This window comes from Halorubrum depositum, from assembly GCF_007671725.1.
GTDB classification, from domain to species: domain Archaea; phylum Halobacteriota; class Halobacteria; order Halobacteriales; family Haloferacaceae; genus Halorubrum; species Halorubrum depositum.
In genome coordinates this window covers 430,160-444,244 of sequence record NZ_VCNM01000002.1, presented here as the reverse complement: position 1 = coordinate 444,244, position 14,085 = coordinate 430,160, and the positions used below count along the sequence as shown (strand labels likewise).

At 70.4% G+C, this 14,085-nt stretch carries 15 protein-coding genes and 1 pseudogene; 4 read left to right on the top strand and 12 right to left on the bottom strand.

Annotated elements, in window-relative coordinates; all coding sequences use genetic code 11:
* Positions 1 to 78: 78 nt before the first annotated feature.
* From FGM06_RS09625 to FGM06_RS09605, 5 genes are all read right to left on the bottom strand, one after another.
* Complete coding sequence (locus FGM06_RS09625) at positions 79 to 264, bottom strand: RNA-protein complex protein Nop10 (RefSeq protein ID WP_144799041.1); 186 nt, start codon at positions 262 to 264, stop codon at positions 79 to 81.
* Positions 265 to 292: 28 nt separating this feature from the next.
* Positions 293 to 1,093: a translation initiation factor IF-2 subunit alpha gene (locus FGM06_RS09620; RefSeq protein ID WP_144799040.1), complete on the bottom strand. Its 801-nt coding sequence runs from the start codon at positions 1,091 to 1,093 to the stop codon at positions 293 to 295.
* Between the two features lie 18 nt (positions 1,094 to 1,111).
* Positions 1,112 to 1,285, bottom strand: coding sequence for a 30S ribosomal protein S27e (locus tag FGM06_RS09615; RefSeq protein ID WP_008004084.1), 174 nt, complete (start codon positions 1,283 to 1,285; stop codon positions 1,112 to 1,114).
* A 2-nt stretch (positions 1,286 to 1,287) separates the two neighbouring features.
* Complete coding sequence (locus FGM06_RS09610; protein ID WP_053771189.1) at positions 1,288 to 1,569, bottom strand: 50S ribosomal protein L44e; 282 nt, start codon at positions 1,567 to 1,569, stop codon at positions 1,288 to 1,290.
* 112 nt (positions 1,570 to 1,681) lie between these two features.
* Positions 1,682 to 2,389, bottom strand: a complete 708-nt coding sequence (locus FGM06_RS09605; RefSeq protein WP_144799039.1) for a cyclase family protein — start codon at positions 2,387 to 2,389, stop codon at positions 1,682 to 1,684.
* A 119-nt stretch (positions 2,390 to 2,508) separates the two neighbouring features.
* On the opposite strand from FGM06_RS09605, the gene FGM06_RS09600 reads away from it, so the two are divergent.
* Positions 2,509 to 4,635, top strand: coding sequence for a S9 family peptidase (locus tag FGM06_RS09600; RefSeq protein ID WP_144799038.1), 2,127 nt, complete (start codon positions 2,509 to 2,511; stop codon positions 4,633 to 4,635).
* A gap of 36 nt (positions 4,636 to 4,671) precedes the next feature.
* Here the strand turns inward: FGM06_RS09600 and mce are convergent, their stop codons facing one another.
* Positions 4,672 to 5,058, bottom strand: a complete 387-nt coding sequence (mce, locus tag FGM06_RS09595; RefSeq protein ID WP_144799037.1) for a methylmalonyl-CoA epimerase — start codon at positions 5,056 to 5,058, stop codon at positions 4,672 to 4,674.
* A gap of 289 nt (positions 5,059 to 5,347) precedes the next feature.
* Here mce and FGM06_RS09590 point away from each other — a divergent pair, with 289 nt between their 5' ends.
* Positions 5,348 to 6,100 carry a formate/nitrite transporter family protein gene (locus tag FGM06_RS09590; RefSeq protein WP_394348620.1) on the top strand — a complete coding sequence of 251 codons (753 nt, stop codon included), beginning with the start codon at positions 5,348 to 5,350 and terminating at the stop codon, positions 6,098 to 6,100.
* A 79-nt stretch (positions 6,101 to 6,179) separates the two neighbouring features.
* Positions 6,180 to 6,494 (top strand): YbjQ family protein, encoded by a 315-nt coding sequence (locus FGM06_RS09585; protein ID WP_094523019.1) that lies wholly within the window; start codon positions 6,180 to 6,182, stop codon positions 6,492 to 6,494.
* Positions 6,495 to 6,533: 39 nt separating this feature from the next.
* On the opposite strand, the gene FGM06_RS09580 is transcribed toward FGM06_RS09585, so the two are convergent.
* The 4 genes from FGM06_RS09580 to FGM06_RS09565 form a co-directional block, all read right to left on the bottom strand.
* Positions 6,534 to 8,210, bottom strand: coding sequence for an acyl-CoA mutase large subunit family protein (locus FGM06_RS09580; protein WP_144799036.1), 1,677 nt, complete (start codon positions 8,208 to 8,210; stop codon positions 6,534 to 6,536).
* Positions 8,211 to 8,323: 113 nt separating this feature from the next.
* A complete protein-coding gene (locus FGM06_RS09575; RefSeq protein ID WP_144799035.1) occupies positions 8,324 to 9,478 on the bottom strand; it encodes a DUF63 family protein in 1,155 nt (384 codons plus the stop codon).
* 79 nt (positions 9,479 to 9,557) lie between these two features.
* A complete protein-coding gene (locus FGM06_RS09570; RefSeq protein WP_144799034.1) occupies positions 9,558 to 10,007 on the bottom strand; it encodes an Lrp/AsnC family transcriptional regulator in 450 nt (149 codons plus the stop codon).
* A gap of 166 nt (positions 10,008 to 10,173) precedes the next feature.
* Positions 10,174 to 10,938, bottom strand: coding sequence for a 4-phosphopantoate--beta-alanine ligase (locus FGM06_RS09565; RefSeq protein WP_144799033.1), 765 nt, complete (start codon positions 10,936 to 10,938; stop codon positions 10,174 to 10,176).
* A gap of 110 nt (positions 10,939 to 11,048) precedes the next feature.
* Here FGM06_RS09565 and FGM06_RS09560 point away from each other — a divergent pair, with 110 nt between their 5' ends.
* The gene (locus tag FGM06_RS09560) at positions 11,049 to 11,285 is read left to right on the top strand and encodes a hypothetical protein (protein ID WP_144799032.1); all 237 of its coding nucleotides are present in this window, start codon (positions 11,049 to 11,051) and stop codon (positions 11,283 to 11,285) included.
* A 67-nt stretch (positions 11,286 to 11,352) separates the two neighbouring features.
* Here FGM06_RS09560 and FGM06_RS09555 read toward each other — a convergent pair whose 3' ends face one another.
* Both FGM06_RS09555 and FGM06_RS09550 read right to left on the bottom strand, forming a co-directional pair.
* The gene (locus FGM06_RS09555; RefSeq protein ID WP_144799031.1) at positions 11,353 to 13,053 is read right to left on the bottom strand and encodes an acyl-CoA mutase large subunit family protein; all 1,701 of its coding nucleotides are present in this window, start codon (positions 13,051 to 13,053) and stop codon (positions 11,353 to 11,355) included.
* A 116-nt stretch (positions 13,054 to 13,169) separates the two neighbouring features.
* Positions 13,170 to 14,006, bottom strand: a pseudogene (locus FGM06_RS09550) (universal stress protein); the annotation flags it as partial.
* Between the last annotated feature and the right edge of the window lie 79 nt (positions 14,007 to 14,085).

The window sequence follows — 14,085 nt, the reverse complement described above, 5'->3', positions numbered from 1 at the left end:
CGTCCGGGCGGCGGTCACAAGAGGGTGGCTATTCCGGCGTCGCGGGAGGGCGGACGGCCGTCCGACGGGGCTCGACGGCTACTCGCTCTCCCGTCGCCGCCGCGCCCGCCGCCGGTACTCTCCGTACGGGTCCTCCGGGCTGAACGGCGCGGGCGCGCTGTTCGCGGCCGGGCCGTCGCACTCGGGGCAGCGGTCGCCGAGCGTGTACACCGGGCGGTCGTGGGTCGTCTCCCAGTTCGCGCAGACGCGGATGTCGGATTTCACGGGTGGAAAAGGAAAGCGGCCGAACGGGTTACTCGTCGTCCTCGCGGCGCTCGCGGTGGAAGTCGCCGGCGCCGCCGCGGCCCTCGATCGCCTCGCGGGCGCGGGCCGCGGCCGCCTCCAGCTGGTCCTCGGCCGTCTTGTAGTCGGGCGCGCGGACCTTGATGCGGTACTCGGGCGAGCCGACGTAGCCGACCTCCAGGTCGACGCCGTCGGGGACCTCGCCGTCGCCCTCGGCCGCCTCGAGCGCCGCCTTCACGTCGTCGACGCCGTCGGGGGCCGCGGACTCGAGGTCGACGTAGCCGGTCACGTCGACGTACGGCACGGAGACGTTGTCGCGGGCGGCCTCGACGATCGCCTCGCGGGCGTCGTCGTCGACGTCGACGTCGTCGAGGGCCTCGTCCCCGCTTATCGCCGCCGCCTCGAAGGCGTCGTACAGCGAGTCGTACTCGACGAGGAGCGCGTTGGCGACCTCCGTGTAGCGGTCGTCGTCGACGTCCTCGCCCAGCGCGATGAGCATCCAGTTGTCGGCCTTCTGCGAGTTCTTCCAGGCCTGTATCTTGTCCTTCCGCTGGTGCTCGTTGACGTCTTTGATCGAGAGGTCGATCTGGTTCGCGGACTCGTCGACCTCCAGCACCTTCGCGACGACCGTCTGTCCCTCGCGGACGTGGTCGCGGACGTTCTTGATCCAGCCGGAGGCGACCTCGCTGATGTGACAGAGGCCGCGCTTCTCCTCGTACTCGTCGAGGTCGACGAACACGCCGAAGTCGGCGATCTCGTCGACGTCGCCGACCACCAACTCGCCGGGTTCGGGCCAGCCGCTGTACTTCATACGGAGGTAGCGAGGCGGTTACCGCGCCTCAACGGTTTCGACGATCTCGCCGTGGAGCTCGGCCTCCCCGCCGGTCGGGGTCGCGAGCGTCGTGCCGCAGACCGCGCACGACACCACGGAGGAGGCCTTGCCGAAGACGACCTGTTCGTTCTCGCAGTCGCCGCAGGCGACGCGGTGGAAGCTTCCCGCCATGCTTACTCCTGGAACGTGAGCCGGCCGGCGCGCCATCCCTCGCGCATGTGGGCCTTGCCGCAGTCGCCGCAGCGGTACTTCAGGTGGGTCTTCTTGGTCGGCTTGTCGCCACCGGGCACCTTCGAGTACCCGCCGGCGTTGCCGATCGTCGCGAGCGCGCGGCGTCGCTGGCGCGCGTCCCGCTTCATTCCGGTCGCCCGACCCGATCGAACCTTCTCCACCTCGTGCTCCTGGTGGGAGTCACAGTGCGGACAGTACGTGTTGAAACGACGTGGCATCTCCATGGATATCGACCTTGAGTCGCGGTTCGTCGCCGACGCTTAAAACGGGTTTGGTCTGTCCCCCGGCCGGCGATCGCCGGCTCGTCACCTCTCCCACTCCGCGGCCGCCGATCGGTCACGCCTCCCACTCCGCGACGGCCCGAACCGGTGATCCGTCTCCGTCCCGCAGGCGGAGCGGAAACGCGTACAGCCGGAACCGCGCCGGTAGCCCGTCGAGCCCGCACAGGTTCTCGACGATCGGGAGGTCGTCTTTTAACAGGACATCGTGCGCGGGGGTGCCGTCGGGTTCGTCGCTCGCGGCCGCGACGTCGGTCTCCGCCGCGGTCGGCGTCGGGTCCGGCCCGAACGCGTCGAGTCCGACGCCGACGCCCCGGTCGCTGCACCGCGCCGCGGCCGCCTCGGTCAGGTACGGGTGGTCGCGGTACCGTTCGGTCCCCCAGTGTGCGGCCCAGCCGGTGCGGCAGACGAGGAGATCGACCTCGGCGTCGACCGCGTCGATCTCCTCCTCGACCGCGTCGGTTTCGCCTCCGAGCGCCTCCGACAGCGCCTCCGCCGTGATCGCCTCCCGCGGCTCCAGCGGTCGGAGGTCGACGAGGCGGGCGTCGAACGCGAACCGGCCGGGGTCGACCTCGTCGACCGTCGCCCCCGCCGAGAGCGTGTGGCGCGGCGCGTCGACGTGGGTCCCGACGTGGGTGCCGGTCCGGAGCTCGCTCGTCGCGTAGCCGTCGGCCTCGTGGGTCGCGTCGGGCGCGAGCGTCACCGCGGGGTCGCCGGGGTAGACCGGCATCCCCGTCTCGATCGGGCGGGAGAGGTCGCGGAACACGGGCGATGATGAGAGCGCCACCGCTTAAAAACGGCGGGCGAGCGGCTCCGACGACCGTCGCGGTCCGTCCGACTTCCGCGGCCCGAACGTATTTCCTCCGGCCGCCGTTCGGTGCGTCCATGTCTGCACTCCCGCTCGACGCCTACTACGACCTGACGCAGATCGGCGAGGTCACCGCCTCTCCCTCCGGCGACCGCGTCGCCTTCACCGCCACCGAGTACGACCAGCGCGAGGACGAGGCCATGACTTCGCTGTTCGTCGTCCCGACCGACGGCTCCCGCGAGCCGCACCGCCTGACGAGCGCGTCCGGCGCCTCCGCGCCGGCGTGGGGCCCCGAGGGCGACCGCCTCGCGTTCGTGGCCGCCCGCGACCGCGACGCCGAGCGGCGGGTCGGATGGCGGGACCGGGAGGAGGAGGCTGCTGAGGAAGAACCGGACGGAGAAGCGGATGACGAGACCGACGGGGACGGCGAGGACGGAGATGCGTCCGCCGGCGACGACGAGCCCAAGCCGCAGGTGTGGCTGTTCGACCTCGCTCTCGGCGGCGACGCCCGGCAGGTCACCGAGCGCGACGAGGGCGTCGCCGACTTCGACTGGTCGCCCGCGGGCGACCGGCTGGTGATCGAGTCGCGCGACCCGACCGACGAGGAGGCCGACTACCTCGATCAGGTCCGCGAGGAGGGGGGACCGATCGAGACGACCCGGCTCCAGCACAAGGTGAACGGCGTCGGCTGGACCGACGACGTGACGCCGTACCTGTTCGTCGTCGACCTCGACGACCCCGAGAGCGATCCCCGCCGCCTCGACGACGCGTACGGCGGGGGCGCCTTCCAAGACGTGACTGGAATGGACCCGCACTGGGGCGAGACGGGTCGGATCGCGTTCACCTCTTGTCGGCTGGACCGCCCGGACGACACAACCGTCCGCGACGCGTACGCGGTGTCGCCCGAGGGCGGCGACGCCGAGCGGCTCACCGGCGGCGACCTGAGCCACGGGACCCCGACGTGGCGCCCGGGAAGCGACGAGCTGGCGACCGTCGCGGGCGACCCCGCCGACCCGCCCGCGCCGGCCGAGGTGTATCTCGTCGACGGCGAGGGAGGTTCTGAGATCGTCACCTCCCTCACCGCCGACCTCGATCGGACGGTCGCCCGCGGCGGAGAGCCGGTCTGGGTCGACAGCGCGATCTACGTCCCGATCGCCGACGAGAGCCACACGCGGCTGGCCCGCGTGGAGACCGACGGCTCCGTCGAACGGGTCTTCGCGGCGCAGGGACGCGACCGCGCCCTCGCCGGCTTCGACGTCTCGGCCGACGGGTCGACGGCGGTGGCGGTCCTCTCGGGCCCGACCGCGGGGACCGACCTCTACTCGGTCGACGTCGACGACCTCGATTCGGAGACGGAACCGGGCTCGTTCCGACGGCTCACCGCGGTCAACGACTCCCTCATCGACGAGTTCGCGATGCCCGAGGCGACGCGCATCGAGTGGGAGTGCGACGGCTGGACGCTCGACGGCGTCGTCTACCACGGCTCCGACACCGACCCGGCCGAGGGGGACCACCCGCTCGTGGTCGCGATCCACGGCGGCCCGATGTCGTACGACGAGCCCGTGTTCAGCTTCGCGCACGCCGCGCTGACGAGTCGCGGATACCTCGTTTTCCGGCCGAACTACCGCGGCGGCACCTCCCGCGGCCGGGCGTTCACCGCCGAACTGACGGGCGCGTGGGGGACCGCCGAGGTCGACGACATCGCGGCGGGCGTCGCGTCGCTCGCCGAGCGCGGCTGGGTCGACCCCGACCGCGTGTTCGGTCACGGCTTCTCGTACGGGGGGATCGCGCAGGGGTTCCTCGTCACGCGGAAGCCGGAGCTGTTCGCGGCGGCGGCGCCGGAACACGGCATCTACGACCTCCGTTCGGCGTTCGGCACCGACGACACGCACACGTGGTTCGAGGCGGAGTACGGCCTCCCGTGGGAGGACCCGGAGGCGTACGACGCGGCGACCGCGATCCTCGACGCCGGGAACATCGAGACGCCCCTGCTCGTGATGGCCGGCGGCGAGGACTGGCGGTGTCCGCCCTCCCAGTCCGAGCAGCTGTACGTCGCGGCCCGGAAGCAGGGGATCGACGCGGAGCTCGTCGTCTACCCGGACGAGCACCACAACATCGGCGACCCGGACCGGGCGATCCACCGGTTAGAGAAGATCCTCGACTGGTACGAGACGCACGACCCGGCGATCGAGGGCGGCGACTGAACCGGGACCGATTTCGCCCCCGCGGGCCCTCCGGGCTCAGTGCTCGACGAACTCCACGAGCACCCCGCCCGTCGACCGCGGGTGGAGGAACGCGACCTCGTGGCCCCACGCGCCGGGGCGCGGCTCCTCGTCGACGAGGTCGACGCCGAGGTCGCGGGCGCGACCGAGCGCTTCCTCGGCGTCGTCGGTCGCGAGCGCGACGTGGTGGATCCCCGGTCCCTCCCGGTCGAGGTAGTCGGCGATCGCGCCGCCGTCAGCGGGCTCTAACAGCTCGAAGTAGCCGCCGTCGTCGAGCGCGAGGAAGACGACGCGCATGCCGTCGAACGTCTCCTCGTGCGCGACCGGCGCGTCGAGGAGGCCGTCGAACAGGTCGGCGAGGTCGGCGGCGTCGCGGGCGGCGACGCCGACGTGGTCGAAGCGCATGCGGGAGTGTCGCGGCGCGGGGATTATAAACCGATCCGCACGGCGCGGCGGTGCGGAGAGGAGCGGCGGTGCAGAGAGGTGCTGCGGCGCGGGAAGGCACCACCGTCGCGAGTTCGACGCGTCGGATCGGGAGCGGGTTCGCCGATGGAAAAGGTTGGGTACCCCGAGCCACAAGGCGAGGCCAAGAACTCCCGTGAGCGATCAGAACGACGCGGCGACGGCGCAGCGGCTGGACGCCGACTCGGCACAGGAGACGGAGTCGCCGCAGGATCAGAAGACGTCGCGGTCGATCCTCGACTCCATCCTCGACAGCGCGCTCCACGAGATGAACCGCGAGCGGTCCGGGCTGTTCCTCTCCGGGCTCTCCGCGGGGCTCGACATCGGCTTCGGCCCCTTGCTGATGGCCGTGGTGTTGACGCTCTCGCCGGGCGGCTACGGGGACCTCCGGACCGAGCTGCTGCTCGCGAGCGTCTACTCGGTCGGCTTCATCTTCGTCATTCTCGGCCGCTCGGAGCTGTTCACCGAGCACACGATGCTCGCCGTGATCCCCGTGCTGGACCGACAGGCCTCGCTCGGCCAGCTCGGTCGCCTCTGGGGACTGGTGTACGCCGGGAACCTCCTCGGCGGGCTCTGTTTCACCCTGCTCGCCGTCCTCTTGACCCCCGGACTCGGCGTCGTCGAGGCGGCCGCGTTCGAGACCGTCGCGCTCAAGCTCGTCAGTCACGACCTCCAGTGGCTGTTCGTCGGCGGGGTGTTCGCCGGGTGGCTGATGGGGCTGCTGGCGTGGCTCATCACGGCGGCCCAGGAGACGACCGGACGCCTGCTCATGGTGCTGATCGTGACCGGGACCATCGGGATGCTCCACCTGCCGCACTCGATCGCGGGCAACGTCGAGGTCCTGTTCGGGCTGTTCGTCTCGCCCGCGATCTCGATCACCGACTACCTCGCCTTCCTCGCGCTCGCGACCGTGGGCAACGCCGTCGGCGGCGCGATCTTCGTCGCCGCGCTGAAGTACGAGCACGTGGTCCGCGGGGCGGACTGAGCAGGCGGCGGCGAGGTAGCGGGCGCGGTCGCGGCGACCGGCGCCGATATTATCTCGGTGGTCGACGAATCGACCTCGTATGGAGCTCTCCAACACCGAATCGATCGCCGGCAAGGAAGTGACCGAGACGCTCGGGCTCGTCCGCGGGAACACGGTCCGCGCCCGCAACGTCGGCCGCGACATCACGCAGGGCCTCCGCAACCTCGCGGGCGGCGAGCTGAAGGGGTACACCGAGCTGATGACCGACGCCCGCGACCAGGCGCAAGACCGCATGATCGAGGAGGCGGAGGCGCTCGGTGCCGACGGCGTGATCAACGTCCGATACACGACCTCGTCGATCGCCGACAGCGGCGCGGAGATCCTCGCGTACGGGACCGCCGTGCGGTTGCGGTAGTCCCGCGCTCTCCCCGTGCGGCTGCGGTAGTCCCGCCCCCTACCGCCCCGGCTTGTACTCGCCGAACTCGTCGCGGAACACGTCCGATATCTCCTGGACCGTCGCGTACGCCTTCACGGCGTCGACGACGTGGGGCATCACGTTCTCGGACCCCTGTGCGGCCTCGCGAAGCGCCGCGAGCGCGTCCTCGACCGCGTCGCCGTCGCGGTCGGCCTTCACCGCTTGCAGGCGATCGCGCTGGTTCTGCTCCTGCTCGGGGTCGACCTCCTCGAGGTCCATCTCCGGCTCCTCGTCGACCTCGTACTCGTTGACGCCGACGATGATCCGCTCGCCATCCTCGACCTCCCGCTGGCGCTCGAAGGCGACGTCCTGGATCTGCCGCTGGACCCACTGGCTCTCGACCGCCTCCAGCATGCCGCCGCGGCGGTCGACCTCCTCCAGTATCTCGAACGCCTCCTCCTCGATCCCGTCGGTGAGGCTCTCCACGTAGTAGGACCCGGCGAGCGGGTCGATCGTGTCGGCCGCGCCCGACTCGTGCGCGAGGATCTGCTGGGTCCGAAGCGCGGTCCGGACCGACTTCTCGGTGGGGAGCGCGAGCGCCTCGTCTTTCCCGTTGGTGTGGAGGCTCTGGGTGCCCCCCAGCACGGCCGCGAGCGCCTGGTACGCGACGCGGACGACGTTGTTCTCGATCTGCTGGGCGGTGAGGGTGGAGCCGCCGGTCTGGGTGTGGAACTTGAGCTGTTTCGACTTGGGGTTCTCGGCGCCGAACCGCTCCTCCATGATCTGCGCCCACATCCGCCGGGCGGCGCGGAACTTCGCGGCCTCCTCGAACACGTTGTTGTGGGCGTTGAAGAAGAAGGAGAGCTGCGGCGCGAACTCGTCGACGTCGAGCCCGGCGTCGATCGCGGCCTGCACGTACTCGATCCCGTCGCCGAGGGTGAACGCGACCTCCTGGGCCGCGGTCGACCCCGCTTCCCGAATGTGGTATCCCGAGATGGAGATCGTGTTGAAGCTGGGGACCTCGGCGGCGCAGAACTCGAAGACGTCCGTGATCAGCCGCATCGACTGCTTCGGCGGGTAGATGTAGAGGTTCCGCGCGATGTACTCCTTCATGATGTCGTTCTGGATCGTGCCGCGGAGCTCCTCGCGCGGGACGCCCTGCTCGTCGCCCATCGCGACGTACATCGCGAGGAGGACGGCCGCGGGGGCGTTGATCGTCATCGACGTCGACACCTCGTCTAACGGGATCCCGTCGAAGACGGTCTCGAAGTCGTCGAGGGTGTCGATGGCGACGCCCGAGCGCCCGACCTCGCCCTCGGCCATCGCGGCGTCGGAGTCGTACCCCATCTGCGTCGGGAGGTCGAACGCCATCGAGAGCCCGGAGGAGCCCTCGTCGATGAGGTAGTTGAACCGCTCGTTCGTCTCCGCGGCGGTGCCCATCCCCGCGTACTGGCGCATCGTCCAGAGGCGCCCGCGGTGCATCGTCGAGTAGACGCCGCGCGTGTACGGCTCCTCGCCCGGGTTCCCCACGTCCTCGCGGTAGTCGTGGTCCGGTACGTCGGCGGGAGTGTACAGCGGATCGACCTCTTGGCCGCCCGTGTCCGTGGTGAACGTCTCCTTGCGCTCGCCGAACCGGTCGACCGTCTCGCCGTAAGTCCCCTCCTCCCACGACTCCTTGGCCTCCCTGATCTCGGCCAGTTCCTCGGGATCGTACATTACTGATCCCGTCGTCCGAACGCGACTTAACCCTTTTCGGGAGTGGCGTACCTCCGACAGGTCGGCGTCGACGACGCGGGATCGGAGAGATCCCGCGGGTCCGCCGCCGCCAGTTAAATACCGAACGTCGCGCGCAGCATGTCCCGCGTCCCGGGTCCGAGCCCGACGGCCAGCACGGTGATGAGCAGCATCAGCGTGTAACGCGGCGATTCCTCGAACATCTCGCCGTTGAACACCCAGACGACGAACGTCGCGGCCGCGAGCTTGACGAGGAGGAACGGCCACGCGTCGCCGGTGACGGCGAGGATCGAGTCGGGGAGGAGCCGCGCGGTCCAGTCGACGATCAGCGCGTTGACGACGTGCTTGGGCACGAGGTTCGCCGTCCCCGTCAGCGCCGGCATCCAATTGAGCCCGATCACGTTGGCGACGCCGTCGATCGCGTGGCCCCAGATGATGACGATCCCCGCGACCCCCGTCCCCTGTCGGATCGTCGGCTCGTACGCGGTCGCGAGCTTCCAGGTGACCGCGGTCGCGACGGTCGCGATGACCAGCGTGAGCGCGAGCACCTGCGGGTAGAACTCGACGTAGTCGGTCGCGGCGGCGAGGTAGGAGAGGTACGCGAGCGAGGCCGCGAGCGCGAGCGTCCCCATCGCGAACAGCGGCCGGGCGTAGTCGTCCGCGACCCCGCGGTCCGCCAGCGAGTACGCCGCGATCACGCAAGCGAGGGTGACGCCGAACGCGGTGAAGTAGATGAACGGGCTGATGAGCAGCGCGCTCGCCGGGAAGGGGATCAGCGGCTCTGTGCCGGCGCGGACGGCGGCGACGCCCGAGTCCTCGACGGTGCGGAGCGCGCCGCCGAGCAGCATGAACGGGAACAGCGCGTAGAAGAACCGCAGCTCGTCGCCGATCTCCAGCCGGCGGAGCAGGAAGACGACGCCGATCAGCATCCCCAGCAGGACGACGACGTAGCTCACGGTCGAGACGGTGGTGTACCCCGGGAACGCGACGACCTCGCCCGCGCCGACGGCGGCCTGACACGCCGACGAGCTCCCGAGCAGCTCCGTGCCGCCGGCGTCCCGGACGGCGCACTGCGCGCCCTGTCCGTCGGCGACGACCGGCCCCCAGAAGTACCGCCAGACGAACCGGTCGTAGACGGCTCGCGGGAAGACGACCGATCCGACGGCGAGCAGGAGCGCGACCCCGCCGACGACCGCCGCCCACGCCCGCTCCGGCGACCCCTCGATCCGTCCGGCGACCCGTGTGCTCATGGTTCCCGTTCGGGGTGTTCCCGAGTTGAGCGTTCCGGTCCCGACTCGCCCCGTCGTCGTCCGCGACGCGGGACCCCGTTCAGATCGGCGGCCCGGCGGACTCGAAGTCGGTGCCGAGGATTATCATCGTCTGCGAGCGCGAGAAGCCGTCCATCTCCGCGATCTCCTCGAACATCAGCTCGCGGAGGCTGTCGGTGTCCGCGGCGACGACGCGCAGTATCACGTCCCACTCGCCGGTCGTCAGGTGGATCTCGCTGACGCCGTCGATGTCGTGGAGTCGGTCGAGCGCGTCCGCCTCGCGCCCCTGCTCGACGCGGAGTCCGACGAACGCGCTGACGCCGTAGCCGACCGCCTTGGGGTCGACCTCCGCGTGGTACCCCTCGATGACGCCGGCCTCCTCCATCCGCCCCACCCGATCGTGGACGGTCGCGCTCGACATGTCGATCTGCCGCGCGACCTCCGAGAACGGCGTCCGGGCGTCCTCCTGGAGGATCCTGAGGATGGCTCGGTCCGTCTCGTCGAGTTCCATGGGGGAGGGTACGTCGGGAGCGGACTTTGCAGTTCCGGCGTTTCGGCGCCGCTATCCGTTGTAATTCTAATGTTTCTCGCGGCGAACCGTGGTCGTCGTCCCTCCGAGACGACTCGTCCGACGGCGACTCGCCTGCTACCGCCGCGCGCAGCGGCGACTCGTCCGCTTATCCCTCGTCCGGCGTCTCGAACGACCCCTCTCGAATCGCGGCCTCCGCCGCCGCGAGCGCCTCGTCGGCGTCGAACGCGTCGGCGATCTCCCGGAGCTCGGCCGGGGAGGCGTCCGCGAGGTCGCGGGCGTGAGCCGTGACGTTCGGCACGGCGCGGATCAGGTTGTCGATTATCGGGACGTCGGCGGTCCGCGGCGATCGGCTCCCGGGGTTGAGGTCGATCACGATCTCCGTCTTCCCCATCGCGTCGAGCGCCGCGGCGCGGTCGCCGTCCTCCAGCGGGACGACGACGACGTCCGCCGCCCCGATCCCGTCGGCGTCGACGACGCCGCGTGCGTGCGACAGCCCGGGGATCTCGCCGTCCCCGGTCAGCCCCTTCACCTCGTCGGCGCCGTGCTCGCGGAGGTGGTCGGCGATGCGCCGGACGCGCTCGTCGGTGTGGTTGAAGAGGTTCACCTCCAGGTCGGCGTCGACCGCCTCGGCGAGTTCGACCGTCTCCGCGGGGGCGAGGGCCGCGACGTTGCCGTTCACCGATATCACCGGGCGGTCGGCCGCCAGCAGGGTCGCCGCGGCGGCGCGAGCGGCGCGGTCCGCGCTCGGGAGCGTCCGCTCGCCGAGGAGGTAGTCGAAGGCCTCGCCGCGCCCCTGTGCGATGAGCCCCTGCTTCGAGGTGATCCCCTTCTCGACGCCCGCCTCGATCCGGTGGCGCGTCACGAGCGAGGCGTACCGCGGGTGGTCCTCCGGGACCTCCGTCTCCGTCATACCCGAGCGAGGCGGCGCGTCGATTAAAGTGGACCGTTCGCGGCCGCCGTGTGGCCTCGACACCCGGACGCACAAACGTTAACATGGGTCACTGCGTAGCTCGACACGGGATGGATCGCACTGGCAAGTACACGATCGTGGACGCGTGCAACGACCACGGAGCGATCACGCTCCGTGAATACCCCCGCAACGGGACGCTGTACGTCGTCGAGTACGACGACCCGGACGTGGAGGCCGAGCTGTCGTCGCTCGACGCCGGGACGGTCGTCGAGCTCGACCTCCGGCGCGCGGGACGCCGGGGCAACGCGTGGTGCGCGGAGTCCGCACGCTCGGTCGACCCGGCGTAACACGCCCGGTCGACCCGACTCGCGCCCGGCCGGTCAGTCCGCTTCGCCGTCCCCGCTTTTTCCCCGCTCAGGCCACCCCGATGCGCTCGCGGTACGTCCCGTACTCCGCCTCGAACACCGCCATGATCTCGCCCATCGTCGCGTACGCCTTCACCGCCGCGACGATCGCCGGCATCACGTTCTCGCCGGCGTCGATCGCCTCGCGGAGGTCGTCTAAGGCGGCGTCGACCGCGTCGTCGTCGCGCTCCGCCTTCACCGACTCCAGTCGGTCGAGCTGGCGCTCCCGGGTCGTCTCGTCGACGCGGAGCAGGTCGGGCTCCGTGTCCGCCTCGACCTGATAGGCGTTGACGCCGACGACGGTCTCCTCGCCCTCGTCGACCCGCTCCTGGTACTCGTAGGAGGCCTGCTGGATCTCGCGGTGGAAGTACCCCTGCTCGATCCCGCGGAGGACGCCGTCGCGGACCGACCCGTCGCCCATCTCTTTGATCTCCTCGACGTACGCGGTCGCCTCCGCCTCCACCTCGTCCGTGAGCGCCTCCACGGCGAAGGAGCCGCCCAGGGGGTCGACGATGTCGGCCGCGCCCGACTCCTCCGCGATGATCTGCTGGGTGCGGAGCGCGACCCGCACGGCCCGCTCGGAGGGGAGCGCGAGCGCCTCGTCGAAGGAGTTGGTGTGGAGGCTCTGGGTCCCCCCCAAGACGCCCGCCAGCGCCTGCAGCGTGACGCGGACGACGTTGTTCAGGGGCTGCTGGGCCGTCAGCGACTGGCCCGCCGTCTGCGTGTGGAACTTCAACTGCTTCGAGGCGTCGGCCTCGGCGCCGTACCACTCGTCCATGACCCGCGCGTAGATCCGGCGCGCGGCGCGGAACTTCGCGACCTCCTCGAAGACCGAGTTGTGCGAGTTGAAGAAGAAGGAGAGCTGCGGGGCGAACGCGTCGACGTCGAGCCCGCGGTCGAGGCAGGCCTCGACGTACGCGAACCCGTCGGCGAGGGTGAACGCGAGCTCCTGGACCGCGGTCGAGCCCGCCTCGCGGATGTGGTAGCCCGACACCGAGATCGGCTTGAACTTCGGCGTTTCGTCGACGGCGAACTCGATCGTGTCCGTCACCAGATCGAGGGAGGGCTCCGGCGGGATCACCCACTCCTTCTGCGCGATGAACTCCTTGAGCATGTCGTTCTGGAGGGTCCCTCGGAGCTCCTCGCGCGGGACTCCCTGTTGGTCCGCGATGGCGACGTACATCGCGTATATCACCGGCGCGCTCGGGTTGATCGTGAACGAGGTGGACACCTCGCCGACGTCGATGCCGTCGAAGAGGACCTCCATGTCCCTGAGCGTGTCGACGGCGACCCCCTCCTTCCCCACTTCGCCGAGCGACATCGGGTCGTCGGAGTCGAGCCCCATCAGCGACGGCATGTCGAAGGCGGTCGAGAGCCCGGTCTGGCCCTCGTCGATCAGGTAGCGGAACCGCTCGTTCGTCTCCTCGGCGGTGCCGAACCCCGCGAACTGCCGCATCGTCCACGTCCGGCCGCGGTGCATCGTCGGGTAGACGCCGCGGGTGTACGGCTCCTCGCCGGGGAACCCGAGGTCCTCGGCGTAGTCGAGGTCGGCCACGTCCGCGGGGGTATAGAGCCGATCGACCTCGTGATTCGACACCGTCGCGAACCGGTCGCGCCGCTCGCCGTGCCGGTCGAGGGCCGGATCCAGCGTCTCCGCCTCCCACGACTCCTTGGCCTCGCGGATCTCGGAGAGCTCCTCGTCGTCGTACATGCCGCCCGCTACCCGCCGAACTCGTATAAATATTCATTATATTTTAAAAGGAGGCCGCCGCAGACCCGGAGCGCTCTCGCCGACGTCTCTCGACCGACCCCCGTGGGGCGACCGCGTCAACGACCGCCGAACAGCCGCTCGCGGAGCGACCGCGACGAGGGGCGCTCCGCGAGCAACACCGGCGTTTCGAGGCGCTCGATGGCCTCGTACGCCAGCGAGCCGCGAACGATACGCGAGAGGAGCCCGCGCTCGGTCGCGCCGACGATCACGAGGTCGTACGCCTCGCCGACGCGGGCGATCGTCTCGTCGACGTCACCCGTCTCGACCCGCAGCGTCGCGTCGCCGAGACCGTGCCCCTCGGCCCAGTCGGTGAGGAACTCACGGCCCGACTCCTCGTCGCCCGGCTCGACGACGTGCAGCAGCGAGACGTCCGACCCGACGACGTCCCGGAGCGCCGTCGCGACCTCGGCCGATAGGTCCGAGGAGGGACCGCCGGCGGTCGGCACGAGCACGTCCGAGGGGTCCAGCCGCTGCCCGTCCAAGACGAGGAAGTCGCACGGGAGGTCGTGAGTGAGTTCGTCCAGCGACCCCTCGACGCGCCCGCCCGCGAACCGCGTCCCGCCGTAGCCCATCAAGACGGCGTCGGCGTCGTTCGTCCGCGCGGCGTCGAACACCTCCTCGATCCCGCGGTGCGAGAGGACCGTCTTCGTCTCGATCGGGGCGTCGAAGGCGGCCGCGTCGGCGGCGGCGGCGTCGAGCAGCGCCTCGGAGGACTCGTCGAGCCGCTCCCTGTTCTCGGCCGCCTTCTCCAGCGACGTCTGGTCCGGGACGGTGACGACGTGTATCGCAAGCACGCGCCCGCGTTCGTACTCGGCGATCGCGCCGGCGAGCGCGACGAGCGCGCTCTCCGTGCGCGGGTTCGACACCGCGATCATGACCGTCGGGCCGGCGTCTGCGGACCCGTTCGTCGTCTCGAACACGGACTCTATCTCCTCGGTGGCCGCCCGTTCGCTCGTTCGTCCGGTTCGCTCA

Bases quoted from the DNA above. Each gene is read 5' to 3' on its own strand.
- FGM06_RS09560 (WP_144799032.1), top strand. From the start codon at position 11,049: ATGGATCGCACTGGCAAGTACACGATCGTGGACGCGTGCAACGACCAC.
- FGM06_RS09615 (WP_008004084.1), bottom strand. From the start codon at position 1,285: ATGGCGGGAAGCTTCCACCGCGTCGCCTGCGGCGACTGCGAGAACGAA.
- FGM06_RS09580 (WP_144799036.1), bottom strand. From the start codon at position 8,210: ATGTACGATCCCGAGGAACTGGCCGAGATCAGGGAGGCCAAGGAGTCG.
- FGM06_RS09620 (WP_144799040.1), bottom strand. From the start codon at position 1,093: ATGAAGTACAGCGGCTGGCCCGAACCCGGCGAGTTGGTGGTCGGCGAC.
- FGM06_RS09585 (WP_094523019.1), top strand. From the start codon at position 6,180: ATGGAGCTCTCCAACACCGAATCGATCGCCGGCAAGGAAGTGACCGAG.
- FGM06_RS09600 (WP_144799038.1), top strand. From the start codon at position 2,509: ATGTCTGCACTCCCGCTCGACGCCTACTACGACCTGACGCAGATCGGC.
- FGM06_RS09555 (WP_144799031.1), bottom strand. From the start codon at position 13,053: ATGTACGACGACGAGGAGCTCTCCGAGATCCGCGAGGCCAAGGAGTCG.
- FGM06_RS09610 (WP_053771189.1), bottom strand. From the start codon at position 1,569: ATGGAGATGCCACGTCGTTTCAACACGTACTGTCCGCACTGTGACTCC.
- mce (WP_144799037.1), bottom strand. From the start codon at position 5,058: ATGCGCTTCGACCACGTCGGCGTCGCCGCCCGCGACGCCGCCGACCTC.
- FGM06_RS09565 (WP_144799033.1), bottom strand. From the start codon at position 10,938: ATGACGGAGACGGAGGTCCCGGAGGACCACCCGCGGTACGCCTCGCTC.
- FGM06_RS09575 (WP_144799035.1), bottom strand. From the start codon at position 9,478: ATGAGCACACGGGTCGCCGGACGGATCGAGGGGTCGCCGGAGCGGGCG.
- FGM06_RS09570 (WP_144799034.1), bottom strand. From the start codon at position 10,007: ATGGAACTCGACGAGACGGACCGAGCCATCCTCAGGATCCTCCAGGAG.